The following is a 26,031-nucleotide window of genomic DNA, read 5'->3' as shown; positions in this document are numbered from 1 at the left end:
CATTAAAAAATTGAGTAGTAAAAACTACTCAATTTTTTTACCGATTTTCTAATTACTAACTCAGGCTGTAGCTGTAATTTTTCTGACTGACAATTTTTATCTTCAATACGTTTTAATAAAAGATCCATTGCCATTTTCCCTAATCGAACCTTCGATTGATGTACTGTTGTTAAGGGCGGAGAATAATAACGAGATGAATGAATATCATCATAACCAATCATAGAAAAATCTTCTGGTACGCTTAACCCCGCTTGATTAATTGCTGACATTGCACCTAATGCCATTGTATCATTACAACAAAAAATTGCAGTTGGACGTTGCTCTAATGCTAGAATTTGTTGCATACATTCATAACCATCTTCAGGTTCAAAATGCCCTTCTTTCACCCATTCTGGATTCACCTTTAAACCATTTTCTGTTAATGCAGTAAGAAAACCTTGGTAACGTGCTTTTGCCATTGTTTTATTTAAATCACCAGAAATAATCCCTATTTGACGATGACCACATTCTAATAAATACTGTGTAGCTAAATATCCACCTTTAAAACTATTATCTTGAATAAGATCTGTTTTAGCGTTACTAGGCCCCCAATCCATCACCACCATTGGTAACATTGAAAAATTTTCCAATAAATCAAGGCAGTCTGGTGTATATTCAGAACACATAACTAATACCCCATCAACCCGTTTTTTCTCTAATACCACCAAATTATTCTGAATGCGTTCAAAATGATTTTGACTATTACATAACAACAGAGAATAACCAAGCTGATAACAATAATTTTCAACTGCTAAAATAATTTCAGCAAAATAAGGGGCTTGGCTAGATGTAACGATCATTCCAATAGATTTTGTTGAATTCATCTTTAAACTACGTGCTATTGCACTAGGTGAATAATGAAGTTGTTCAATTGCCGCCCAAACTGCTTTACTCGTATCTTCAGCCACATATCGAGTGCGATTAATCACATGCGAGACAGTGGTGGTTGAAACCCCAGCTAATTTTGCAACATCTTTAATCGTTGCCATAATTTGCTCCTAAATAGAATTCTATTGTTATAAAGAAAATAGTTTGACAATATTCCCTAAATAGATTGATTATATCTTGTTTTTTATAAAATTTTATTACTCTTTCTCTAAATCGCCTTGCAGGGAAGGTATTTTCTGCCATAATAACTACATTTTTACCATAATTAATTTCAAAGAATGTTTAATATGTTTAAAAAACTTACCTTTTACACTTTACTCTTATTAATTCTGCCTATTGGTCTTTTATTAACCCACACTCAATGGCAAAACGATAATGCTATCTCTACAAACGACTATTTCTGGTTTTTAATTACTCAAAGTGGTGGTAACCCTTGGGCTATTCTCACCTCGCTTGTTCTATTTTGTTTACTCTTGCTGTTAATTCGTCGTTTAAACTGGAAATTAATTCTTATAACCATTATTGTTTCTCTTGGTCTTACTCAGGGCATAAAAACTGGCTTAAAACATTTTTTTGCTGAACCTCGTCCTTATGTTGTTGCGATGTTTGCAGGTGACCCCGTTTCAATCCAGCATTTTTACCATTTTTCTAAACCAACTCGTCAACAATTAGTACAAGATCATCAAAAGCAACAACCAGAATGGTTAGTCAAACATAGAATGCACGAAGTAGGCTATAGTTTCCCTTCTGGCCATACTATTTTTGCTACCACTTGGTTATTGCTTGTCGTAGGCTTGTTGCACCTTGGGCAAACAACACAGAAATCAAGTCAAATTTTACAAATTATTACAGCCTGTTGGGCTATAGCCGTGCTATATAGTCGTATAAAACTCGGTATGCACTATCCGATAGATCTATTGTTCGGTATAATCCTAGCCTATATCATTAATTTACCACTCCTACTGTGGTTACAAAAATTTACATCAACAAACTATAATTAACCTCAACACAATACTAACAACCAATATAAGTTAGATCTGTATAGGAGCAACTATGTTGTATGGATTTGATATCGGCGGTACCAAAATTGAATTTGCCGTTTTTAACCAGAAACTAGAAAAACGATATAGTGAACGTATAGCAACACCACAAGATAGCTATCAATCTTGGTTAGATGCCATCGTCAATTTAGTTAAAAAAGCCGATCTTCAATTCAACTGTACTGGTTCGGTTGGGATTGGTATCCCGGGATTCGTACGCCCTGATACAGGGATTACTGAAATCGCGAATATTAAAGTGGCTAATCAACAACCTATAATGAGTGATTTAACTCGCTTATTAGAAAGAGAAATTCGAGTAGAAAATGATGCAAATTGTTTTGCACTATCTGAAGCTTGGGATGAAGACTATAAAACCGCTAATTCAGTATTAGGTTTGATCCTTGGTACTGGCTTCGGTGGTGGAATAATTCTCAATGGTAAAGTTTATTCTGGTCAAACTGGTATGGCTGGAGAACTAGGGCATATGCAACTCAATTATCACGCATTAAAATTACTTGGCTGGAATAAAGCCCCGATTTTTTCCTGCGGTTGTGGCAATCAGGCTTGTTTAGATACATATTTATCTGGACGTGGCTTTGAATTACTCTACCAACATTTTTATGCCGAAAAGAAAGATGCCAAAACCATTATTAAACACTTCTACCAAAACAATCCACAAGCGATTGAATTTGTTAACTTATTTATTGAATTAATGGCAATTTCAATCGGGAATATTATTACTGCTTTCGATCCTGAAGTCATCGTCTTAGGAGGTGGATTATCTAATTTTGACCATCTCTATACCGCTTTACCTCAAGCTTTACCAGCACATCTATTACGCAATGCCCAAGTACCATTAATTCGATCCGCTAAATATGGCGATTCGGGTGGTGTGCGAGGTGCTGCAGCATTATTTTTAAGCCGTTAATCCGAAGGAAATAATGAATGCAAAAAATAGTTAAATTAAGTAGTTTACTGATAACATTAGCTTTAACTGGCTGTACGCTCCCTACTACAACATCACCAGAACCAACTAAAACCGTTAAAGCTGAGATTAATACAACGCAACAAGATCAAGCAATACTGGAAATAGAGAAAACTGCCCAAGAGCTTCAACCATTTATTTTTAATTATCAAGGGCATCAATATGTTAGTTATTTAGATGACGAAGGACCTATTTTAATTCTTGATCAAGATACAAAACAAAAAAATAAAATTTATCTTCAAGCGGGCAAAGTAATTGCAGTTGAATATGATCAGCAATGGTATTTATTTAATCAACCCTCTCAGCCACCAATTAAAAATAGTACAAAAGTCAAAACGTATGCACAAAAACTCGCCTCACGTTTTAACTACAATCAAGCAGATAAGGAAATTGACCAAATTGACACTGGAGAAGATGCAAAATTAAATTATCTGTGTATTAGTAAGTTACAGCAAGTTACTAAAACTAAAAGGGTTTTTCGTTATACTAAAAACTTTGCAGAAAGCAATGATCGCCTCACCGCCAATATTCGTTTAAACGGCAAAGATTTTTATGCTATGGACTGCTTGATAAAACATAATCGAGTTACACTCTTATCCTTAACTAAACAATAATCTAAAATAATTAATCCAAAATAACTCAAAGTGTTATTGACACTTTCATATAACTTATGACTTTTGAACAAATTGTTACTTTACAAAGAAAAGAAAATCCTGATAAACGTGTTTTTCCTTTTATTTTTAACCAAAAAAAATACTGGCTAAAACAAGTTGAAAAGCTAAGTGGTGGAATGCGCTTACTAAAATTTAATCCCAAAAAAGCATTACAACGAGAGCTTTCTGCCTTACAATACCTGAATCAACGACAAGCACCGATTGCCAAAGTGGTTGCCTATGGTGAAGATTATTTTGTCACAGAAGACGTTGGCACTGGGGTAGATGATTGGTTAAAAAAGCCTATTTCAGTAGCTCAAAAACAACGTATTCTGTGTGATAGTGCGAAAGCACTAGCACAACTCCATCAACAACAATTAACCCACGGACGTCCTGCTTTGCGAGACATCACTTGGCAAGCTGAAAAAGTCTATTTTATTGATTTTGAAACCGTTTGTTTAAAATCCAATTCACCTACCCAACTAAACAAACGTAAAATTCGAGATATTTTAGTCTTTATACATAGTCTATTTTTAAAACAACTCGATATCACAATTATCCAACAAACAATGCAAGCCTACTGTCAGGCAGGAGGAATGGATAACTGGCTAGCAACCAAAGATTATTTACACCATTATCGGGGGATCTATTATTTTCTCAATCTATGTAAACCTATTGCCCGTAGTGATTTAATTGCTATCCTACAACTGTTTGAATTTGTTTTAAAAAAATCTAATAATCAGTAAAAAATAAAATAGATATTTAGAGAGACACTTAATTTCCGTTTAGATAATCTCTACATCTTATTCTAAAATTAATTCTCCTTATTTATATCCAAAAAAAGCGGTAATGTAACTTACCGCTTCTCTATCATTTAATGATAAAAAATTAACTAGATAGTACGTTTAACTTCAACAGTTTCAAATACTTCAATCTGATCGCCTACACGGACATCATTATAGTTTTTCACACCGATACCACATTCCATACCATTACGGACTTCATTCACATCGTCTTTGAAACGGCGTAGAGATTCTAATTCACCTTCATAAATGACAACATTATCCCGTAAAACACGAATAGGATTGTGACGTTTCACTATACCTTCAACAACCATACAACCTGCAATTGCACCTAATTTCGGTGAGCGGAAGACATCTCGAACTTCAGCCAAGCCGATAATTTCTTGTTTAAATTCAGGTTGTAACATACCACTCATCGCTGCTTTAATTTCATTAATTAAATCATAAATGACTGAATAATAACGTAAATCAATGCTTTCACTTTCAATAACTTTACGAGCGGTTGCATCAGCACGAACATTAAAGCCAACCAAAATAGCATTAGAAGCTGCAGCTAAAGTCGCATCTGTTTCAGTGATACCACCCACTCCTGAACCAACAATTTTGACTTTTACTTCGTCGGTGGATAGTTCAATAAGTGATTGACAAATTGCTTCGACAGAACCCTGAACGTCAGCTTTAACAATCACATTCAATTCAGATACGTCTCCTTCCGTCATATTACTAAACATATTTTCTAATTTTGCTTTCTGTTGACGGGCTAATTTAACTTCACGGAATTTACCTTGACGATAAAGTGCTACTTCACGGGCTTTTTTCTCATCACGTACCACCGTCATTTCATCACCTGCGGCAGGAATACCTGATAAGCCTAAAATTTCTACTGGAATAGATGGACCAGCCTCTGTAACCTCTTTTCCAAGTTCATTTCGCATTGCTCTCACACGCCCATACTCTAAGCCACAAAGAACAATATCACCTTTGCGTAAAGTACCTGATTGGACTAACACAGTTGCGACTGGACCACGACCTTTATCTAAGTATGATTCAATAACCACCCCTGTTGCCATACCATCTTCTACTGCGGTAAGTTCTAATACTTCTGCTTGTAATAAAATAGCATCTAGCAACTCATCAATTCCAATACCTTTCTTCGCTGAAACATGTACAAATTGTGTATCACCACCCCAATCCTCAGAAATAACACCGTGTTGAGAAAGTTCTGTTTTAACACGATCAGGATCACTTTCTGGCTTATCAATTTTATTAATTGCAACCACCAAAGGCACTTCAGCAGCTTTAGCATGCTGAATTGCTTCAATAGTTTGTGGCATTACCCCATCATCAGCCGCTACTACAAGCACAACGATATCTGTTGCTTTTGCTCCCCTTGCACGCATTGAGGTAAAAGCCGCATGTCCCGGTGTATCCAAGAAAGTAATCATGCCATTATCAGTTTCAACATGGTATGCCCCGATATGTTGGGTAATACCACCCGCTTCACCTGCTGCAACTTTTGCTTTACGAATATAGTCAAGTAATGAGGTTTTACCATGGTCAACGTGTCCCATAATAGTTACTACTGGTGCTCTTGCAACCGCAACAGCATTAACATCACGATCATTCATTACCGCTTCTTCTAATTCATTTTCACGGCGTAAAACAACCTTATGCCCCATTTCTTCTGCAACTAATTGTGCTGTTTCTTGATCAATAACCTGATTAATGGTTGCCATTGCACCCATTTTCATCATAGTTTTAATAACTTCAGTCGCTTTTACCGCCATTTTATTCGCTAATTCAGCAACGGTAATTGTTTCACCGATAACAACATCACGTGTAACTGGCTGAACAGGTTTATTAAAGCTTTGCTGTAAAGCACTACTTTTCTTATTCCCTTTGCGAGCTTTTCCTTGTTGATTACGGCGATTAGCTTCACGTTCTTTCTTACCAGATTCATCATCACGGCTACTTTTTTTATCTTTGACAACTTTTTTGCCACGGCCACGATTCTCTTTACGGCGCTCTTCTTCGTGCTCTGCTTCTCTTGCATAAGAAGAGGTTAAATGATAATCAGAGTAATCATCATTATCTTGATTTTCTTCTTGTTCTTCTACTGTTTCTGCATACCGTCTCGCTTCTTCTGCGGCTTTACGAGCTTGTTCTTCCGCTTTCTGACGTGCAGCTTCTTCTGCTTTACGGCGAAGTTGAGCCTCCTCTTCTTTACGTTTTTGTTTATCTAAATCAACCGTTTTTTCTGCTTTTTTCACTTTTGTTTCAGCTTCTTTTGCTTTCGCAGCGGCTTCTTGTTTCGCTTTGGTTTCTGCCTCTTGTTTTGCTTTTAGTTCAGCTTCTTGCTTTGCTTTTGCTTCAGCGACTTGTTTCGCCTTAGCTGCTTCTTCTTTCGCTTTTGCTTCAGCTTTTAACTGTTCTTCTTTAATTTTTGTATTAACCACCCTTGTTTTACGGGTTTCAATCGTCACTTCTTTTTCTTTACCCATACCATTTTGTTGTACTTTTACTGTACTGCGGGTTTGACGTTTTAAAGTTAATTTTGTTGGTTTTTTCTCTGTCACTTGAGTTTCTGTTTCTTTCGTATTACTCATTATTCTTCTCCCTCAGTAGCATTTTCACCAAACCAGCAAATATTGCGTGCAGCCATAATTAATTTTGCAGCAGCATCCGCAGTTAGACCTTCAATTTCAATCAAATCATCAACCCCTTGTTCAGCCAATTCCTCTAAGGTAGTAATCTGCATTTCGGCTAATTTTACGGCTAAATGACGATCCATTCCTTCTAATTTTAATAACGCTGGTTCTACATTTGCTTTAGCTAACACTTCTTCTTCTGCTTGTGCAATTTTACCGATAGCCTCTTTAGCTCGGTTACTTAACTCTTCAGCTAAATCTTCATCAAATCCATCAATATTGATCAGTTCTTCTAACGGGACATAGGCAATTTCTTCTAATGAAGTAAAGCCTTCATCAACCAGTAACTGGGCAAATTCCTCATCAATATCTAATGTATTAATAAATAAATTTGTTACTTTACTGCTTTCTGCCTGATGTTTACGTGCCAGTTCTTCTACACTCATGACATTTAAATTCCAGCCAGTCAATTGAGTTGCTAAACGGACATTCTGTCCATTACGTCCAATTGATTGGGCTAGATTTGCTTCTTCAACTGCAATATCCATTGCTTGATTATCTTCATCAATAACGATTGAGCTAACATCAGCAGGCGCCATTGCATTAATAACAAATTGAGCAGGATTATCGTCCCAAAGAACAATATCAATTCTCTCACCACCCAATTCATTTGTAATCGCCTGTACTCTTGCACCACGCATTCCTACACAAGCGCCAACTGGATCAATTCGCTTATCATTACTTTTAACCGCAATTTTCGCACGGGACCCCGGATCACGAGCAGCTCCTTTAATTTCGATCATTTCTTCCCCAATTTCCGGTACTTCAATACGGAATAATTCTTTTAACATTTGAGGTTTTGAACGTGTTACAAAAAGTTGTGCTCCTTTTGATTCAGGGCTGACACGATAAAGTACTCCTCTGACTCGATCTCCCGGGCGGAAATTTTCACGTGGTAATAAGTCTTCTCTTAAAATTACCGCTTCGGCTTGATTTCCCAAATCTAGCATTACACTCTCACGAGACACTTTCTTTACCACACCACTAACGATTTTTCCTTCTTGTGAACGGAATTGTTCAACTACTTTATTTCTTTCCGCTTCACGAATTTTTGCACTTACCACTTGGCGTGCGGTTTGCATCGTAATACGATCGAAGGCGATCGAATCAATCATATCCTCAACATAGTCCCCTAACTGAATTTCTGGGTCATCGAGTTGTGCGGCTTCTAACGTAATTTCTTTTGTTGGATTAGTTACATTTTCTACAACTAACCAACGACGGAAAGTATCAAACTCGCCTGTTTTTTGATTGATTACCACTCTAACATCTATTTCTTGTTCATATTTTTTCTTGGTAGAAATTGCTAAAGCACTTTCTAATGCTTCAAAAATTTTCTCACGAGGTAATAATTTTTCGTTTGAAACAGCTTCTGCTGCTAATAAAATCTCTTTACTCATTCGTTAATGTCTCTCTTTTATACTTAAACTCACCAATAGTTTAAAACTTTGGTACAATATTAGCTTTCTGAATATTTCCAAAGGCAAAGGCTTGCGGAATATCATCGATCATTAATGTAATCGTATCCCCTTCAACCTTAACAAGTTGCCCTTTCCATTTGCGACGATCTAAAACAGGTATGCGTAAATGTAATGCAACCTCTTCACCGATAAAACGTTGATAATGTGCTAAGGTAAATAATGGACGATCTAACCCGGGTGATGATACTTCTAGGTTATATTTATCTTTAATTAAATCTTCTACATCTAAAATTGCACTAACTTGACGGCTAACATCAGCACAATCATCAATTGTCACACCACCTTCTTTATCAATATAAAGACGTACAGTGAAATAACGCCCCGCACGTTGAGTTTCAATTCCTACTAACTCACAACCCAAATCTTCTACACTTGGGTTTAATAACTGCTCTAACGTCTGTTCTAGTGTTGCCAAAATAACCTCCTTAAAAAAAGGATACAAAAAAAGGGCATTATGCCCCGTTTTACCGTTCAATTCACTATTGAACCTTAAATTTATGCCACAAAAAAACCCCAATTTTGGGGTATCTTATGTTCGGAGCGAATAAATCACTATTTTTGTGATCTGCTCTTAGTTTATCCTGATTACCATTAGGATAATAAATCTGGTTGCGGGGGCTGGATTTGAACCAACGACCTTCGGGTTATGAGCCCGACGAGCTACCAAGCTGCTCCACCCCGCGTCTGAAATATGTGGCGTATTATACGGAACTAAATCGAAATGGCAAGAAAAAAATCTAGAATAATCTATTTTGCTTATTACTTGCATAGAAAAAGTACAATCTCAATATATTGTAGATTGTACTTCCAAATATGAATAAAAAGAATTATGTACTAAGCGAGTGTTTGTACACCACCACCATTAACATATAGAACTTGTCCATTCACCCAAGATGAAATAGGGGAAGCAAAATATAAAACTGCACCTGCAATATCTTCAGGTTCTCCTAAACGTTTGATTGGCGTATGTGCTAACATCGCTTTTTCAATCTCTGGTGTTAATACGGTTGCTAACGCATTTGTTCTTGTTGCACCCGGTCCAATGGCATTGATACGTAAATAAGGATAATCAAACGCTAAATTAGCACCCATATGCACAACGGCAGCTTTTGATGACGCATATCCACTCATACCCGGGCTATGTGTAATAGCTCCCATTGAAGCAATATTAATCACCGAGCCATAACCAGCTTTTTTCATATGTGGTGCACAAAGTTGAATCATTCGCCATACAGAATAAACATTGAGTTTAAAATCTCTTTCTATTTCCGTCACAGTGATTTTTTCTGGAACTTCTCGTCCACCACCACCGCCACCAGCGACATTGACCAAAATATGAATACCACCTAGCTGTTCAACGGTGGTCTCAACTGCTTTTACCATTTCAGCATCATCAAGAATATTACAAGATACAGCGATTGCTTTACGTCCCATTGCTCGAATTTCTTTTGCGACTTCTTCAGCTTGTTCAAGGTTCAAATCCCCAATGACCACATCTGCACCAGCTTCAGCTAACAATAAGGCACTCGCTTTGCCAATACCATTGGCTCCACCAGTAACGATAGCAACTTTATTTGATAAATCGAATAAGTTATGTAAGCTCATATTTTATCCTTACTATTAAGTTATTTACATTCAAAACCTTGTATCAGCATAACTTGGTGCTAATACCCATCTAGGATAATAGCAACCAAAACGGTAATGCAATAAATAATTAGTGAATAGTCAATCTATTAAGAACGTTTCATTATCTCAAAAAATTCTTCATTGGTTTTTGCCATTGAAAGTTTATCAATCAAGAATTCCATCGCTTCAATTTCACCCATAGGATGAACAATTTTACGCAAGATCCACATTTTTTGTAATTCATCAGGCGATGTGAGTAACTCTTCTTTTCTAGTTCCTGAGCTATTAAAATCAATGGCAGGGAATACACGTTTTTCAGCAATCTTACGTGAAAGATGTAACTCCATATTACCAGTGCCTTTAAACTCCTCATAAATTACTTCATCCATTTTCGAACCAGTATCAACCAATGCGGTTGCAATAATGGTTAAACTTCCCCCTTCTTCAACATTTCTAGCGGCACCAAAAAAACGTTTTGGCCGATGTAATGCATTAGCATCAACCCCACCAGATAAAATTTTTCCTGAAGCAGGTGTTACCGTATTATAAGCTCGAGCTAAACGGGTAATTGAATCCAATAAAATAACGACATCTTTTTTATGCTCGACTAAACGTTTAGCCTTTTCAATCACCATTTCTGCAACTTGAACATGGCGTGCTGCTGGTTCATCAAAAGTAGAAGCAACCACTTCGCCCTTCACCATTCTTTGCATTTCAGTCACTTCTTCTGGGCGTTCATCAATAAGAAGTACCATCAAAATACATTCAGGGTAATTATAGGTTATACTTTGTGCGATATTTTGTAAAAACATAGTCTTACCCGCTTTAGGTGGTGCAACAATTAAAGCTCGTTGTCCTTTCCCAATAGGTGCGGCTAAATCTAAAATTCTTGCGGTTAAATCTTCTGTTGATCCATTTCCACGTTCCATTCGTAACCGAGAATTAGCGTGTAATGGTGTTAAATTTTCAAATAAGATCTTATTACGAGAAATTTCGGGACGATCATCATTGACCTGATTCACTTTTAATAAAGCAAAATAACGTTCTCCTTCTTTTGGTGGACGAATTTTGCCTTCAATCATATCCCCTGTACGTAAATTAAAACGGCGAATTTGACTTGGTGATACATAAATATCATCAGGTCCTGCGAGATAAGAACTATCAGCAGAACGCAAGAAACCAAACCCATCAGGTAAAATTTCTAATACGCCATTACCAAAGATATCTTCTCCACTTTTAGCATGTTGTTTTAAAATAGCAAAAATAATGTCTTGTTTGCGTAAACGGGCTAAATTCTCTAAACCCATTTGTTCTTCGCCCAATTTTACAAGCTCAGAAACTGGTGTATTTTTTAATTGTGTAAGATTCATAATGAAGGTTAAATCAAGGTTAGATAATTAAAATTAGAATTGAATTAGATATGTAAAAACAAAAATTCGGGCTAAAATTACCATTAAAAACGCTAAGTGTCTAGCCTTGCAAACAAATTATTCTACACTTTTCTTCTCAGCGTGTTATTCTAAATAAACAATTTTATTTTTTTGTTCTAATTTAAAAATAATAAGAATACTTTTTATACCATTTAATTGAAATAATTTTCATATGAATAATCATTTAACTCAAACTCGTTTTAATCAATTACCACTACATCCTTTAGTAAAACAAGCGCTAAAAAATAAGGGATATCAATTTTGCACACCAATTCAAGCATTGTCCCTACCCTATGCGTTAAAAGGCAAAGATATTGCTGGGCAAGCACAAACAGGAACAGGTAAAACTATTGCTTTTTTAACCGCTGTTTTCCATCATTTATTAACGGTTCCCCCAGCAGATAACCTTTCAACTAACCATATCCGAGCTTTGATTTTAGCACCAACTCGAGAATTAGCTGTGCAAATTTATCAAGATGCCAAAGAACTCTCTCAAATCACAGGATTAAAAATGGGATTAGCTTATGGTGGTGATGGCTATGACAAACAAGTCCAAACGTTAGCCCAAGGGGTTGATATTTTAATTGGCACAACTGGTCGCACCATTGATTATGCAAAACAAGCTATTATTCGTTTAGATCAGGTTCAAGCGGTTGTCTTAGATGAGGCTGATCGTATGTTTGATCTTGGATTCATTCGAGATATTCGTTACTTATTACGCAAATGCCCTGCTCCAACAGAACGTTTGACCTTGCTTTTTTCAGCTACACTTTCTTTTAAAGTTAGAGAATTAGCTTTCGAAGATATGAATCAACCCGAATATATTGAAATTGAACCAGAACAAAAAACAGGTCATCGCATTACAGAAGAACTATTTTACCCTTCTAACCAAGATAAACTTAGTCTATTACTCACTCTGATTGAAGAAGAATGGCCAGATCGCTGTATCGTTTTTGCGAATACTAAATTTACGTGTGAACAGGTTTGGAAACATTTAGTTGCTGATGGGCATCGAGTAGGTTTATTAACTGGTGATGTTGCTCAAAAAAAACGTTTATCTCTACTAAAACAGTTTACTGAAGGTAAACTTGATATTCTTGTTGCAACAGATGTTGCTGCTCGTGGTTTACATATCGCCGATGTGACACACGTTTTTAACTACGATCTCCCTGATGATCGAGAAGACTATGTTCATCGTATAGGACGAACAGGACGAGCTGGGGAAATGGGAAAATCAATTAGTTTTGCTTGTGAACAATATGCGATGAATTTACCCGCAATAGAAGACTATATTGGACATTCTATTCCAGTCAGTCAATATGATCCTCAAGCTCTCATTCAAGACTTCATAAAACCTCTGCATTTAAACTCGGGTAAAATGATGCCCGATCTGAATAAATCACCTAAAAATAAGAAACATACCTCTAAAATCATTTAATCCTTTCAGCCAAAAAGTGAGTAAATAAGGTTTTTTACTCACTTTTAAATCAGCAAGCATCTTTTTTCTCTCACTACCTAATAAGTCTCCTATCCTATTACTTTACAATACTTATTGATAAATATCACTTGTCAGCCTAATGCTAAAAATGTATGTTAAACGTCCATTTAAAAAGCAAAAGGTATTTTTATGTCATTAACAGCAAATCAAATTGAATTAATAAAGGCTACTGTGCCAGTATTACGTGAAAATGGTGTCGCATTGACTTCTTATTTTTACAATAGAATGCTTACCAATCATCCCGAATTAAAAGAAGTCTTTAATCTAGGGCATCAACGTAGCGGAGCACAAGCTCGTTCTTTAGCTAATGCAGTACTAGCCTATGCCGAAAATATTGAAAATCCTGCAGTACTATTGCCAGCTGTTGAATTAATGGCTCATAAACACGTTAGCTTGGATATTCAAGCTCCAGATTATGATATTGTTGGCAGTAATCTACTACACTCTATTAGTGAAGTTTTACAAATTTCAATGGACGATCCTCTAATCGAAGCCTGGAAAGTCGCATATCATCAATTAGCAGAAATTTTAATCAGCACTGAAAAAGCAATTTATGACGAACACCAACAAACCAAAGGAAGTTGGTTAGGCTGGCGTAAATTTAAAATTGCTAAAAAAGTCGAAGAAAGCAGTGAAATTACCTCATTCTATCTACAACCTACTGATGGTGGGGATTTACCAACCTATAAAGTGGGGCAATATATCTCTGTACGTGTTTTCGTTCCAGAATTAGGCTTAAAACAGCCACGTCAATATACACTTTCAGATAATCCAAAATCAGAATACTTACGCATTTCCGTAAAACGTGAAGATCCAAAAGGTGAGCTTGCAGGTGGTTGGGTTTCAACCGTTTTACACGGATTAAATGAAGGTGAGGAAATTGAGGCAACAGCACCAACAGGTAACTTTTTCTTAATTGATAGCCAAAAACCAAATGTATTTATTAGCGGTGGTGTGGGCTTGACACCAATGATTGCAATGCTTAACCAGCTTGTGGAACAAAATGTACCTTCACCAGTGAGTTTTATTCACGCTTGCCGTAATGCGGATGTACACGCAATGAAAAATCACGTTAATAACTTAAAAGTACAATATTCAAATGTCAGCACCTTCACAGTTTATGAAGAGGAAGATCCGCAAGCTGATGCTACAGGACATTTAAATTTAAGCCAGATTCCAACCTCGCTCTTACCAAAAGAGGCTGATTATTACCTTTGTGGTCCATTAGCATTTATGCAAGCACAGTATCAATCTTTAGTAAATTTAGGTGTACCTACAACACAAATTCACCTCGAAGCATTCAATACTGGTGGTGTAGCATTAAATTAATATTCTCCTATAAAAAATAGGACTGGATATAAATATTCAGTCCTATTTTAATCAAAGATAAGTCGGTATCTTTAGTTGTTTATTCATCATTCTCCAAAATATAATTATTGTGGAAGCTGCGGTAATTGATCCCAAAATACCACTTGTTCTGGCTTTACTATCTCTAATAACAACATCATCTTTAATAAATCGGTATTAAAGGCATCTAAAGCTGTTTTTACTTCTTTACTCGTAGTAAAAATAAGGTGACTAATATTCTTTTCGGGTAAAGAAAAATAAAGTGAACTCGCCATACCACCTACTTTTTCAGGGAGTAAGTCAGTCATAATTAATAATTCAAATGGAATATTTGCTGAAATATTAATCAATTCTTTCGTATGAGCTAAAATATAATCATTAATATCTAAACCTCTAGGATGTCCTTTAAAATAATTTTGATACCCTTCCCCAATATATAAAGCGCCATTCGGTTGAATAAAATTATTTAAAATATTGGTTTGAGCTTTAGCATAATATTCCCGATCTTTACTATCTCCTAACCACGTTGTGGTACCAGTGAAAACAAACTTTTTCTGTTTTGTCTCCAATGAATGCTTAATTTCAGGTGTAAAGCCAACTAATTGTAAAAAGAATTGTTGTTGTTCTGCTGTTAAATGCTGATATTTTGTCCAATCCATTTGTTCAATCCGATCTCCTAAATAAGTTTTCAACGGTTGCATTAATGGATCTTTAGTTAAATAATCTGGACGTAACATAATGTAAGTAGTTGGAACGGATTTGTGCCAAACATAACGATAAAATGCAGGCAAATTAAATTGTTCAGCTGAAAATTCTTTTTCTTTCGCCACAAGTAGGTAAGGTAACAGTTTTTCAGCTTGCTCTAATTCCTGCTGAATATTTTTATTTCTATTTTGGTACAGTGCTAAATAATCCCCCGATCCATCATCATATAAATACAAATGTTTAATCTTTACTTTATTTGGGTGGGTGTGCATATAAGCAGCTAATGGGCTTAACATTTTCGCCGCCCAAGTCAAGTTCGCATAGATAGTTAAATTCACTGTTTCTTTTGAATCTTCAATCTCTTTAAACAATAACTGATCAAAATCTGTTTGATCATTACGTTTCATCTTAGCTACTTTAATCACACCAGCTGGATATTGATCAACAATCTCTTGGCTTAATGGAAAACGTGAAAGTCCAAAAATCCGTACTGTTGAGCGATCATCTTTATTTTGAGCAAAGTCTAACAATGTATTTAATGCAGGCAAAGTTGCATAATCTAAATAAACGGTAATATTTTTTGCTGATAATTGTTGGGATAATCCAACAAATAATAAAAGATACAACCCTATTTTCTTGAAAATATCTTTCAACATTTCTGTTTTCCTTTTTGATAAATAAAATAGAATTTGCTCTTAAGCTCTTCGCCAAGTTGTACCTGTTGCACTATCTTCTAAGACGATACCTAAAGCGGTCAATTTATCTCTAGCTTGATCTGCTGTTGCCCAGTCTTTTTCCGCACGTGCTTGGTTTCGTTGTGCAATTAATCTTTCAATTTCAGCAATCTGATCTTGATCTGCCCCTGCTTGTAAAAAAGTAGCGGGATCTTGATATAATAATCCTAAAACACTCGCTAATTGACGCATTGTTGCAGCTAAAGCATTCGCTTGCAGACTATCTTCAGTTTTTAATTTATTCAATTCTCTTGCCATTTCAAACAATACCGCTAATGCACCCGGTGTATTGAAATCATCATCCATTGCGGCTTGAAACGCTGTTACATATTGTTCAAACCCTTTTGCTTCAGCGGTTGAATCTGTATCACGTAATGCGGTATAGAGACGTTCTAATGCTGCATGAGCTAAATTTAAATTTTCTTCACTATAATTTAATTGGCTACGATAATGTGCTGTAAGCAGAAAATAACGAACACTTTCACCAGCATAATGGTTTAAAACGTCTCTGATAGTAAAGAAATTACCTAATGACTTAGACATTTTTTCTTTATCTACCATAATCATACCTGAATGGATCCAGTAGTTAACATATTCTCCACCGTGAGCACAGCAAGACTGTGCAATTTCATTTTCATGATGAGGGAACATTAAATCTGAACCACCGCCATGAATATCAAAATGTTCACCTAATTGCTTGCAATTCATTGCAGAACATTCAATATGCCACCCGGGACGTCCATTTCCCCACGGAGAAGGCCAGCTTGGTTCATTCTCTTTTGACATTTTCCATAAAACAAAATCAATTGGATTTTTCTTAATACCATTAATTTCAACTCTAGCTCCAGCCTGAAGTTGACTGAGATCTTGACGAGAAAGCTTGCCATACTCTTTAAAAGAATCAACATCAAACATTACATCACCATTGTCTGCAACATAGGCATGCCCTTTATTAATCAGTTTTTCAACTAAGGCAATAATTTCCTTAATATGATGCGTTGCTCGTGGTTCAAAATCAGGACGTTGAATATTTAAAGCATCAAAATCTCGATACATTTCAACGACCATGCGATCAACTAATTGTTCACAATTTTCTTTATTTTCAATTGCTCGTTTAATAATCTTATCGTCAACATCAGTAATATTACGTACATAAGTTAAGTCATAACCAAGATAACGAAAATAACGTGCGATCACATCAAAACATACAAACGTCCGTCCATGACCGATATGGCATAAATCATAAACTGTTACACCACAAACATACATGCCTACTTTATTAGGCTGAATTGGCTTAAATTCTGTTTTTTCTCGTTCTAATGTATTAAAAATTTTTAACATATAACTACCTTATACTCTTATCAAATAGACCATATCTTGATTTTATGGAATAATATAGCTGTTTTTTAACTCCAAAATAGGAAAAAAATAATGGTAACATTACACACTAATTTCGGCGATATTAAAATTAAATTAAATTTTGATAAAGCACCTATTACAGCAGAAAACTTTCTTACTTATTGTAAAGACGGTTTCTATAATAACACAATTTTCCACCGTGTAATTGACGGTTTTATGATTCAAGGTGGTGGAATGGAAGCGGGAACAAATATGAAAGAAAAAACCACCCGTGATCCAATTAAAAATGAAGCAAATAATGGTTTAAGTAATAAACGTGGTACGATTGCAATGGCACGCACTCAAGCCCCTCATTCTGCTTCAGCACAATTTTTTATTAATGTAAAAGATAACGATTTCTTAAACTTCAAAGAAGAAAGCCTGCATGGTTGGGGATATTGTGTTTTTGGTGAAGTGATTGAGGGTATGGACGTCGTGGATAAAATTAAAAGCGTTAAAACTACCCGCAAAGGTTGGCACGATGATGTTCCCGTAGATGAAGTTATTATTACATCTGTAACAATTAACTAAAACCCATTACTTAATAAAAAAATAGCACCATTAAGGTGCTATTTTTATTTTCATTCACGCCAACTATTTTTTAGGTTCTGAACAATTATCAATATCAGAACATTTACCATATAAATATAAGTTATGAGTTGCTAATTTAATTCCGTGTTGTTCACTGATCTCTTTTTGACGTTTTTCAATGACATCATCATTAAATTCAAAGACTTTACCACAATCCATACAAATAATATGATCGTGGTGTTTCTTTGGTGCTAATTCAAAAACAGATTTATTTCCTTCAAAATTATGGCGTGTTAAAATATCAGCCTCATCAAATTGGTTTAATACACGATAAACGGTAGCTAAACCAATTTCTTCTCCTTCTTCTAATAACAATTTGTAAACGTCTTCTGCTGAGAAATGTTGCATATCACTTTTTTGCATTAGTGCAAGGATTTTTAAACGTGGCTCTGTAATTTTCAAACCAACTTTTTTTAAGATTTTGATATTTTCTTCAGTAGAAATTGCCATATCCGCCTCTATAGTCATATTGTTGATCATCTCGCAACTAGTTGAAAAAAATCCATACTAATTTTGCGTGTTTGTTAGTATGGATTATCTTGATACTTAATGCAAACGATAATTAAAATATCTTTTATCTATTAGTTTAACTTAAAAATTAGGCTAATTCTGATAAACACATTTCGTTATAGACTTGTTTACACCACTGTTCTACTCGTGTCGCTGTTAATTCTGGTTGACGATCCTCATCAATACATAACCCAACAAAGTTCTCTTGATCTACTAATGCTTGAGAGGCTTCAAAACTATATCCTTCAGTTGACCAATACCCAACGATTGTTGCCCCTTTCGGTTCAATAATATTACGCACCGTTCCCATAGCATCACAGAAATATTCAGCATAGTCTTCCTGATCACCACAGCCAAAGATAGCGACTAATTTATCTGAAAAATCAATTTGTTCTAAAGTAGGGAAAAAATCATCCCAATCACATTGAGCTTCGCCATAATACCAAGTTGGTATTCCGATCATAATAAAATCATAAGCTTCAATATCTTCCTTGGTACTTTTTGCGATATCACGAATATCGACTAATTCACTACCCAAATTTTTTTGAATCATCTTGGCAACATTTTCCGTATTGCCAGTATCGCTTCCATAAAATAAGCCAACGATTGCCATAAGTAATACCTGTTATTTCTCCGAATATGTATTTAAGTATGCTTGTAAGATCTGTTCAATAAATTGTTGACGATTTAAATTTTCTGCTACCGCCATCGCTTCAAGTTTCTCAACCATTGCCGTATGTAATTTCAGTTCAACTCTTTTCAACCCCACCGCACGATCTCGACGCAGTTGATTTCGTTTATTAATCCGAATTTGTTGTTCCCGAGTTAACGGATTTGTCTTAGGTCGTCCAACTTTTGCAATATTAGCGAACAGATCTAACGTAATACAGTCTGCTTCTTGTTTTGCCATTGTTTACAACGATCTGTCCAAATACACTTAAAGTGATCTCTAAATTAATCAACTAATAAGAATTAGCTTTTGTAAATGCGAACTATACCATAAATTACTTACTAAACAAAAACTGCAATGTTATTTTCCTTCAAAATTTCTTATTTTCGACAAAAATTTGCTGATTGCTTGAATAACCGATGCTGGTTTTTCAGCGTGAACCCAATGTTCTGCACCAGCAATAACAAAAGCGGTGGCGTGTGGAAACTGTTCCATAATAACATTCCGATATTCGGGCAAAATATAATCTGAATTTCCGCCTTTAATAAATAAAGTCGGTAAATTAACTTTAACTGGTTGCCAATCCATAATATCGACATAATGTTGAAAAAGTACTTGTGTATTAAAACGAAAACGCTGTGGGGATTGTGTTGTAAAAGATTTTAATAAAAACTGTTGTACAGACTCATCATTAATATATTTTGCCATTTCAGTTTTTGCTTGTTGCCGTGTTGCAACTTGGCTTTTCTGTACGGCAAAAAGTCCTTGAAAAACATCATGATGTCGATGGGCGTGATAACTCACAGGTGCAATATCAATCACGACTAAACCTGCAACATATTCAGGGTAACGATCAGCAAATACCATTGCTGTTTTTCCACCCATTGAATGACCAATTAATATGACTTTATGCAGGTTCAAGGTTTGAATTAAAATTAACAGATCTTCTGCCATTACACTGTAATTCATTTCATCACTATGAAAACTGCTACCGTGATTTCTTAAATCAATTCTCAATAAGGAATAATTATCCGCAAAAGCTTTAGCAATCCCACCTAAATTATTCATATCGCCAAACAATCCATGAATAAAAACTAAGGTTGGTGCTGAACTCTCATCTCTTTGAGAATAATCAAAATTTAAGTGTTTTTTCATATCATTATATCTAAACTAATTAAATGGATTACTAACCTTAGTAGATCCCAATAGTGAAATCAAGTTAGGCACTAAATATCACTTTCAAATAAGGTTGTTTATACTCTTTCTAATTTATATAACTAAATAATAGCGTGATAAAATAAAACTAAATAATTATTAATAAACAACAATAAAAACATTTATCTTTAACAAGATGTTTTTACTCAAAAAATAACCAAATATATTCCAGTTTAAAATGCTTTTAGATTTAAACTTAGAAAAAATCTGTTGCTCTCTTTGATTTTTATTTGAATTTCGTATAATAGTTAAAATAAATATTAAATTAGTCAATGGGGAATATAAAATGAGAACAATAGAAATAGATGATGAACTTTATCAATACCTAGCTAGCAATACACGTTCAATTGGTGAAGGTGCTTCAGATATTTTACGCCGTCTCCTTAATTTACCACCTTCGGCCTCTCAAGCTCCTCTTTCTACCAAAAAATTAGCCTATCAGCAGGAAGAACTCCCTATCACTTTAAATACCCCTACTTCAATTACAGCAAATGAAGGGATTTTTCCCAAAATAAAAAAATTATCCGATGATGCGATTAATTTAAGTGTAAAACGTGTCAATACCGTACTTCATAGCAACACATTTCAAAATGAAAATAAAACTGTTAACCGATTTTTACTGATTCTCACCGCACTCTATCGCTCTAACCCTGAGAGTTTTGCACAAGCAGTTGAATCAATAGTAGGACGTTCACGAACCTATTTTGCTCGTGATGAAGCAACGCTACTCACTACTGGTAATCACACTAAGCCAAAACAAATTCCAGAAACCCCATACTGGGTAATTACGAATACAAACAGTGCAAGAAAAATGTTAATGCTAGAAGGCACAATGCAAGCAATGCAATTACCACCTCAACTAATTGAACAAATTAAACCTTATTTTGTAAATTAATGATGTTTCTCTGGCAACGCTATACAAGGCAAAAACCACAAGATATTGCCATTATTTTGCCAAAGCAAATCAGCAAAAATACCAATACAAATAAAAGCGAGATCTCTTCTCGCTATCCAACTTTTTTATTCACCAAGTCTCAACTGACTTGGCAAGAGTTAAACACACTTATCGAACAACTAAGCCAGCATTTAAAACAGGCGGGTGTACAAAAAGGCAGTGGTATTGCTTTGATAGGTAAATACAGTTTTACCCAAGTGCTATATTATCTTGCCAGTTTGCATAGCAATGCGAGAATATTGTGTTTAAACCCAAATTTTCCTGCATCTAAAATTGATCTTTTGTGTCAGCAAAATGATATTGACTATCTAATCGACTGTTCACACGAATCACAAAATCCATTTTCTATTGCAATTACACAATTAAATAATACGACCAACTTGCCTGTTGAAATATTAAATAATTGTCCTTTAACCCTCACACTTACATCTGGTTCAACTGGGCAACCTAAAGCTGCGGTACATACTCTCACTGCACATTTAGCTAATGCCACTGGTGTTGTAAAATTAATGCAAGTAAAAGCAGAAAGTGTTTGGTTATTATCATTACCTCTCTTTCACGTTTCTGGGCAGGCAATTCTTTGGCGTTGGTTACATCAAGCATCAAAACTTCACTTAGTTGGTGAAGAATTTTATGCCGCATTATGCCAAGTTACACACGCTTCATTAGTACCAACCCAACTACAACGCTTTTTAAGCTATCTGAACGAAAATCCACAACAACCTCAGATTCAGCATATTCTGCTGGGGGGATCGCATATTCCAACTGCATTGACAACTCAACTCCATCAACTAGGTATTTGTAGTTATTCAGGTTATGGTATGACAGAAATGGCATCAACCGTTTTTGCGAAAAAAAGTGATACAAGCAGTGGTGTTGGTTTTCTTCTTCCTCACCGCCAAACAAAATTGGTTGAACAGGAAGTCTGGTTAAAAGGTCATTGTCTTGCACTTGGTTATTGGCAAAAAAACAATCATCGAAAAATTAGACCATTAACCAATGCTACAGGCTGGTATCAAAGCAAAGACAAAGCCAAGATGATTAATAACGAATTGTTTATTTTAGGCAGGTTTGATAATATGTTTATCTCTGGTGGTGAGAATATTCAACCCGAAGAAATTGAAGCAATTATTTTACAACAACCTAATGTTGAACAAGTTTTTATCCTACCACAAGCCGATCAAGAATTTGGACATCGACCTGTTGCAATCATTGCATTCAAACAACCATTTTCATTAACATTAGTACAACAATTAGAACAAAATTTAGTTGGCAAATTAGAAAAATTTAAATTCCCAATCCGTTATTTTTCACTTGACCTCGCTAATACGAGTACTAATGGCATAAAAATTTCACGTTCGCAATTAGCACTTTGGCTATCGCAACAAATCAATTCAAATTAAATTTAAATAGGAAAATTAATAATGAAATTCAAATTATCTTATTTTTTATTATTATTCTCTTTGTTAATTTTCAATTCTACTGCCTTAGCTGTTGATAATTTACCAGCGAAAGCAATAATTGAAGAACAATTAGAGTCTGCGAAAAAAGATTCTACACCAGATCAACAACAGATCTTAGATTTAGAAACAACATTGATGTTTTTAGAAAAAATTGAACATCAAAAAAAGAAAATTAATGAATTAAATAAAAACATCGCTCAAGCTGAAATAGAGATCCCTAAACTACAATTACAGTTAAAATCTCTACAAAGCGATACAAATAAACAGAATAACCAATATCTAGCCGAATTATCTGCTGAGGATCTACAAACTAGGTTAGAACAAACATTACATAAAATTCAAATGATCCAAACTAAACTGAATAACATTAATTCAGAATTAGTTAATCAGCAAACATTGCCTGAAAAAACTCAAATAGTATTAGGGCAAAATTTAACCCGTTCACAAAAAATTAATCAAGAATTATTAAATTCTGAAATTAGCGAAATTACAGCTAATAGATATCAAACTGAATTAGCCTATATTGAATTAGAAAATAACTATACTAAAAGTTTATTAAAAGATAATAACATCTTCACTAATTTATATAGTTTACAACGTGATGAACAGAATTATTATTTACAACAATCTCAACAGGAACTAAAACAATTACAAGATCAAATTAATATTAAACATCAGCAACAATCTCAACAACAATTAGAGAAGCTTGAACAATCACAAAAAAATGCTGAAAAAACAAATCCAATTATTCAAGAAGAATTAGATCTAAATAATAATTTAAGTCGTAGTTTATTAAAAGAAACTGAAAACTCTAATATTTTATTACAAGAAAGTTTACGAATTAAAAATGTATTAGATAATTTAACTCAAACTCAAAGAACAATTAACGAACAAATTAGTGCTTTACAAGGAACCTTAGTACTTTCCCGTATTATTAATAAACAAAAACAGAATCTACCTGCTGAAAAAACCATTAAAGGATTATCTAAACGTATCTCTGATTTACGTGTACAAATCTTTGATTTAACACAAACTAGAGATCAACTCTATTCTCCTCAAGAATATCTAAATAAACTACAACTTGAAGGTAAAAATTTAACAGAACATGAAGTTGAACAGTTGAAAGATATTCTAAATAAACGTAAAAATATTTTATCTGAGATAATCAAAACATTAAATAATGAATTAAATTTAGCCATTACAATAGAATTAAATCAACGCCAAGTAACATTAATCAGTGATAATTTACAGAAAAAATTACAACAACAAAGTTTCTGGGTAAAAAGTAATAGCCCGATTGATTGGGAATGGTTAAAAAATTTTCCAAAAACAGCACTTTCTCAATTAAAAGATATTGGAAAACAATTTGTTTTTTCAACCAAAGAAAAAAACTTAACAATACCAGTTACTTTAACTACCTTTATTTCTATTTTAATTGGGTTAATTTTATGGAAAAAGGAAAAACTACAAGCACAGTTAACCAAAATTAACCGTGAAGTTAGAATTGTATCCTCTGACAGCCAATGGCACACCCCTATTGCATTATTATTAACTTTAATATTAACCTTACCTAATGCCTTAATATTCCTCAATATTACAATATTGTGTGGTATATTCTTTTTAAAGAATCCAACTGAATTATGGTATTGGTCAATAGAAATGGCTGCTTACTGGTGGTTTTTTGCCTTTTTAATCGCAACATTAAAACCAGACGGATTAGGATATCGACATTTTGGACAATCTAAGGAAAGTAACCAAACATTTCTCGCCGTATTAAAAAAATCTATTTGGATTATTATTGTCTTAGTAAATACCTCAGTTTTCGGAAATATCGAAAATCGTGGTGCGATTAATGATGTTATTGGTCAAACCATTACTATTAGTTCACTCCTTTTTTGCTTAATTGTTATTAGCCCAAATTTTGGTCAAGCAGTTAAGAAATATCAGACACTTAATAATTCAAACCAAAATAATGGTGACGGTACTGTTTTAAAAATTGTCCTCATCTTATTAATTTTAATTCCTATTAGTTTAGTTTTACTGATTGCTTTAGGTTATTATTACACGGCACTAAACTTAATTAATCATCTTATTTTAAGTTATTTAGTAACTGTTATTTGGTTTATTGCCAAACAAGTACTCAACCGAGCTTTAACTGTTTCTGCTCGCCGTTTAGCTTATAAGCGTTTACAAGAGAAAAAAGAGCAATTACAAGCTAAATTAGAAACACCAACTAATACAAATAGTGATGAACCTATCATTGAAGTGAATGATGAAACACTTGAGTTAAGCCAAATTAAGCAACAAATTACTCAAGTTGCAGATCTCACAATGTGGGCAGTCTTGTTTAGCCTTTATTACTGGGTCTGGTCAGATCTATTAACTGTAACCTACTATTTGCAAGGTATTACACTTTGGCAACAACATATCACCACTGAAAGTGGTACAGCTGTTGAATCTGTTACCCTCTTTAACCTATTTGTTGCAATTTTAATTTTAGTGGTAATGTACGCATTAGTTCGTAATATTGGTGGTTTACTGGAAGTACTTATTTTCTCAAGAATGAAACTATCCCAAGGTGCTCCCTATACAATCACAACCTTATTTACCTATTTTATAGTTGCAATCGGTTCTATTTGGGCATTTTCAACACTAGGCGTTGCTTGGTCAAATTTACAATGGCTAGTATCCGCCCTTTTAGTTGGTCTCGGTTTCGGTTTACAAGAAATTTTTGCTAATTTTGTTTCAGGTATCATCATTCTCTTTGAACGCCCAATTCGTATCGGTGATACCATTACTATTGGTGAATTTTCTGGGACAGTTTCAAAAATTCGTATTCGTGCAACGACATTAATTGATTATGACCGTAAAGAAGTCATCGTTCCGAATAAAGCCTTTGTGACAGAACGCCTTACCAACTGGGCATTATCTAATACTATTACTCGTATTGTCATAAAAGTTGGGGTTGCTTATGGCTCTGATTTAGAATTAACGAATAAATTATTACTTCAAGCCGCAAATGAAGCCTCTGGTGCATTAAAAGATCCTGAACCAAAAGCCTACTTTTTATCCTTTGGTGCAAGTACACTTGATCACGAACTACGAGTTTATGTTGGACAAATTTCTGATCGTCTTTCAACCATGGATTTCATTAACCGCCGAATTGATCAGCTGTTTAAACAACATAATATTGAAATTGCATTTAATCAACTTGATGTCTATATTAAAAATCTTGCGACACAAGAAGAAATACAACTAAATAAACCAACAACAAACACAACTCAAGGATAAT

General features: G+C 34.7%; 22 protein-coding genes and 1 tRNA gene. 10 read left to right on the top strand and 13 right to left on the bottom strand.

Annotated elements, in window-relative coordinates; genetic code table 11:
* Positions 1 to 2: 2 nt before the first annotated feature.
* Positions 3 to 1,028, bottom strand: a complete 1,026-nt coding sequence (purR, locus tag CEP47_RS02890; RefSeq protein WP_261919496.1) for an HTH-type transcriptional repressor PurR — start codon at positions 1,026 to 1,028, stop codon at positions 3 to 5.
* A gap of 186 nt (positions 1,029 to 1,214) precedes the next feature.
* On the opposite strand from purR, the gene CEP47_RS02885 reads away from it, so the two are divergent.
* Genes CEP47_RS02885 through CEP47_RS02870 form a run of 4 tightly spaced genes read left to right on the top strand, consistent with a single transcriptional unit; the run spans position 1,215 to position 4,351 of the window.
* Positions 1,215 to 1,928 (top strand): phosphatase PAP2 family protein, encoded by a 714-nt coding sequence (locus CEP47_RS02885; protein WP_261919497.1) that lies wholly within the window; start codon positions 1,215 to 1,217, stop codon positions 1,926 to 1,928.
* Positions 1,929 to 1,980: 52 nt separating this feature from the next.
* Entirely contained in the window at positions 1,981 to 2,895 is a 915-nt protein-coding gene (gene nagK / locus CEP47_RS02880; protein ID WP_261919498.1) for an N-acetylglucosamine kinase, read from the top strand.
* A gap of 17 nt (positions 2,896 to 2,912) precedes the next feature.
* Positions 2,913 to 3,566, top strand: a complete 654-nt coding sequence (locus CEP47_RS02875) for a hypothetical protein (RefSeq protein WP_261919499.1) — start codon at positions 2,913 to 2,915, stop codon at positions 3,564 to 3,566.
* A 56-nt stretch (positions 3,567 to 3,622) separates the two neighbouring features.
* Entirely contained in the window at positions 3,623 to 4,351 is a 729-nt protein-coding gene (locus tag CEP47_RS02870; RefSeq protein ID WP_261919500.1) for a lipopolysaccharide kinase InaA family protein, read from the top strand.
* 146 nt (positions 4,352 to 4,497) lie between these two features.
* Here CEP47_RS02870 and infB read toward each other — a convergent pair whose 3' ends face one another.
* From infB to rho, 6 genes are all read right to left on the bottom strand, one after another.
* Positions 4,498 to 7,014 (bottom strand): translation initiation factor IF-2, encoded by a 2,517-nt coding sequence (infB, locus tag CEP47_RS02865; RefSeq protein ID WP_261919501.1) that lies wholly within the window; start codon positions 7,012 to 7,014, stop codon positions 4,498 to 4,500.
* Positions 7,014 to 8,516: a transcription termination factor NusA gene (nusA, locus tag CEP47_RS02860; protein WP_261919502.1), complete on the bottom strand. Its 1,503-nt coding sequence runs from the start codon at positions 8,514 to 8,516 to the stop codon at positions 7,014 to 7,016. Before nusA ends, infB begins: the two co-directional genes overlap by 1 nt.
* 40 nt (positions 8,517 to 8,556) lie before the next feature.
* On the bottom strand, positions 8,557 to 9,012 hold the full coding sequence (gene rimP, locus CEP47_RS02855) for a ribosome maturation factor RimP (RefSeq protein ID WP_261919503.1): 456 nt from the start codon (positions 9,010 to 9,012) through the stop codon (positions 8,557 to 8,559).
* 191 nt (positions 9,013 to 9,203) lie between these two features.
* Positions 9,204 to 9,280 (bottom strand) — tRNA-Met (locus tag CEP47_RS02850).
* A 151-nt stretch (positions 9,281 to 9,431) separates the two neighbouring features.
* The gene (locus CEP47_RS02845; RefSeq protein WP_261919504.1) at positions 9,432 to 10,202 is read right to left on the bottom strand and encodes a glucose 1-dehydrogenase; all 771 of its coding nucleotides are present in this window, start codon (positions 10,200 to 10,202) and stop codon (positions 9,432 to 9,434) included.
* 128 nt (positions 10,203 to 10,330) lie between these two features.
* Positions 10,331 to 11,593 carry a transcription termination factor Rho gene (rho, locus tag CEP47_RS02840; RefSeq protein WP_261919505.1) on the bottom strand — a complete coding sequence of 421 codons (1,263 nt, stop codon included), beginning with the start codon at positions 11,591 to 11,593 and terminating at the stop codon, positions 10,331 to 10,333.
* 232 nt (positions 11,594 to 11,825) lie between these two features.
* Here rho and rhlB point away from each other — a divergent pair, with 232 nt between their 5' ends.
* Both rhlB and hmpA read left to right on the top strand, forming a co-directional pair.
* Positions 11,826 to 13,091: an ATP-dependent RNA helicase RhlB gene (gene rhlB / locus CEP47_RS02835; RefSeq protein WP_261919506.1), complete on the top strand. Its 1,266-nt coding sequence runs from the start codon at positions 11,826 to 11,828 to the stop codon at positions 13,089 to 13,091.
* 189 nt (positions 13,092 to 13,280) lie between these two features.
* Positions 13,281 to 14,480, top strand: coding sequence for an NO-inducible flavohemoprotein (gene hmpA / locus CEP47_RS02830; RefSeq protein ID WP_261919507.1), 1,200 nt, complete (start codon positions 13,281 to 13,283; stop codon positions 14,478 to 14,480).
* A gap of 104 nt (positions 14,481 to 14,584) precedes the next feature.
* On the opposite strand, the gene CEP47_RS02825 is transcribed toward hmpA, so the two are convergent.
* Positions 14,585 to 15,859, bottom strand: a complete 1,275-nt coding sequence (locus tag CEP47_RS02825; protein WP_261919508.1) for a sialyltransferase — start codon at positions 15,857 to 15,859, stop codon at positions 14,585 to 14,587.
* 39 nt (positions 15,860 to 15,898) lie between these two features.
* Positions 15,899 to 17,278, bottom strand: a complete 1,380-nt coding sequence (gene cysS, locus CEP47_RS02820; RefSeq protein WP_261919509.1) for a cysteine--tRNA ligase — start codon at positions 17,276 to 17,278, stop codon at positions 15,899 to 15,901.
* A gap of 90 nt (positions 17,279 to 17,368) precedes the next feature.
* On the opposite strand from cysS, the gene CEP47_RS02815 reads away from it, so the two are divergent.
* Complete coding sequence (locus CEP47_RS02815; protein WP_261919510.1) at positions 17,369 to 17,866, top strand: peptidylprolyl isomerase; 498 nt, start codon at positions 17,369 to 17,371, stop codon at positions 17,864 to 17,866.
* 63 nt (positions 17,867 to 17,929) lie between these two features.
* Here CEP47_RS02815 and fur read toward each other — a convergent pair whose 3' ends face one another.
* The 4 genes from fur to CEP47_RS02795 form a co-directional block, all read right to left on the bottom strand.
* Positions 17,930 to 18,376, bottom strand: coding sequence for a ferric iron uptake transcriptional regulator (gene fur, locus CEP47_RS02810; protein WP_261919511.1), 447 nt, complete (start codon positions 18,374 to 18,376; stop codon positions 17,930 to 17,932).
* A gap of 148 nt (positions 18,377 to 18,524) precedes the next feature.
* On the bottom strand, positions 18,525 to 19,049 hold the full coding sequence (gene fldA / locus CEP47_RS02805) for a flavodoxin FldA (RefSeq protein WP_261919512.1): 525 nt from the start codon (positions 19,047 to 19,049) through the stop codon (positions 18,525 to 18,527).
* A 12-nt stretch (positions 19,050 to 19,061) separates the two neighbouring features.
* Complete coding sequence (gene ybfE / locus CEP47_RS02800; protein ID WP_261919513.1) at positions 19,062 to 19,346, bottom strand: LexA regulated protein; 285 nt, start codon at positions 19,344 to 19,346, stop codon at positions 19,062 to 19,064.
* Positions 19,347 to 19,466: 120 nt separating this feature from the next.
* Positions 19,467 to 20,261, bottom strand: coding sequence for an alpha/beta fold hydrolase (locus CEP47_RS02795; protein ID WP_261919514.1), 795 nt, complete (start codon positions 20,259 to 20,261; stop codon positions 19,467 to 19,469).
* Between the two features lie 346 nt (positions 20,262 to 20,607).
* On the opposite strand from CEP47_RS02795, the gene seqA reads away from it, so the two are divergent.
* From seqA to mscK, 3 genes are read left to right on the top strand one after another with little or no spacing between them, the layout of a single operon-like run.
* Positions 20,608 to 21,216: a replication initiation negative regulator SeqA gene (gene seqA, locus CEP47_RS02790; RefSeq protein WP_261919515.1), complete on the top strand. Its 609-nt coding sequence runs from the start codon at positions 20,608 to 20,610 to the stop codon at positions 21,214 to 21,216.
* A gap of 53 nt (positions 21,217 to 21,269) precedes the next feature.
* Positions 21,270 to 22,679 (top strand): o-succinylbenzoate--CoA ligase, encoded by a 1,410-nt coding sequence (gene menE, locus CEP47_RS02785; protein WP_373463127.1) that lies wholly within the window; start codon positions 21,270 to 21,272, stop codon positions 22,677 to 22,679.
* A gap of 21 nt (positions 22,680 to 22,700) precedes the next feature.
* Positions 22,701 to 26,030, top strand: coding sequence for a mechanosensitive channel MscK (gene mscK / locus CEP47_RS02780; RefSeq protein WP_261919517.1), 3,330 nt, complete (start codon positions 22,701 to 22,703; stop codon positions 26,028 to 26,030).
* Position 26,031: the final 1 nt, after the last annotated feature.

The organism is Mergibacter septicus (assembly GCF_003265225.1).
GTDB lineage: Bacteria > Pseudomonadota > Gammaproteobacteria > Enterobacterales > Pasteurellaceae > Mergibacter > Mergibacter septicus.
Note: the sequence above shows the minus strand (reverse complement) of the source record. Positions and strands in the feature narration are given on the sequence as shown.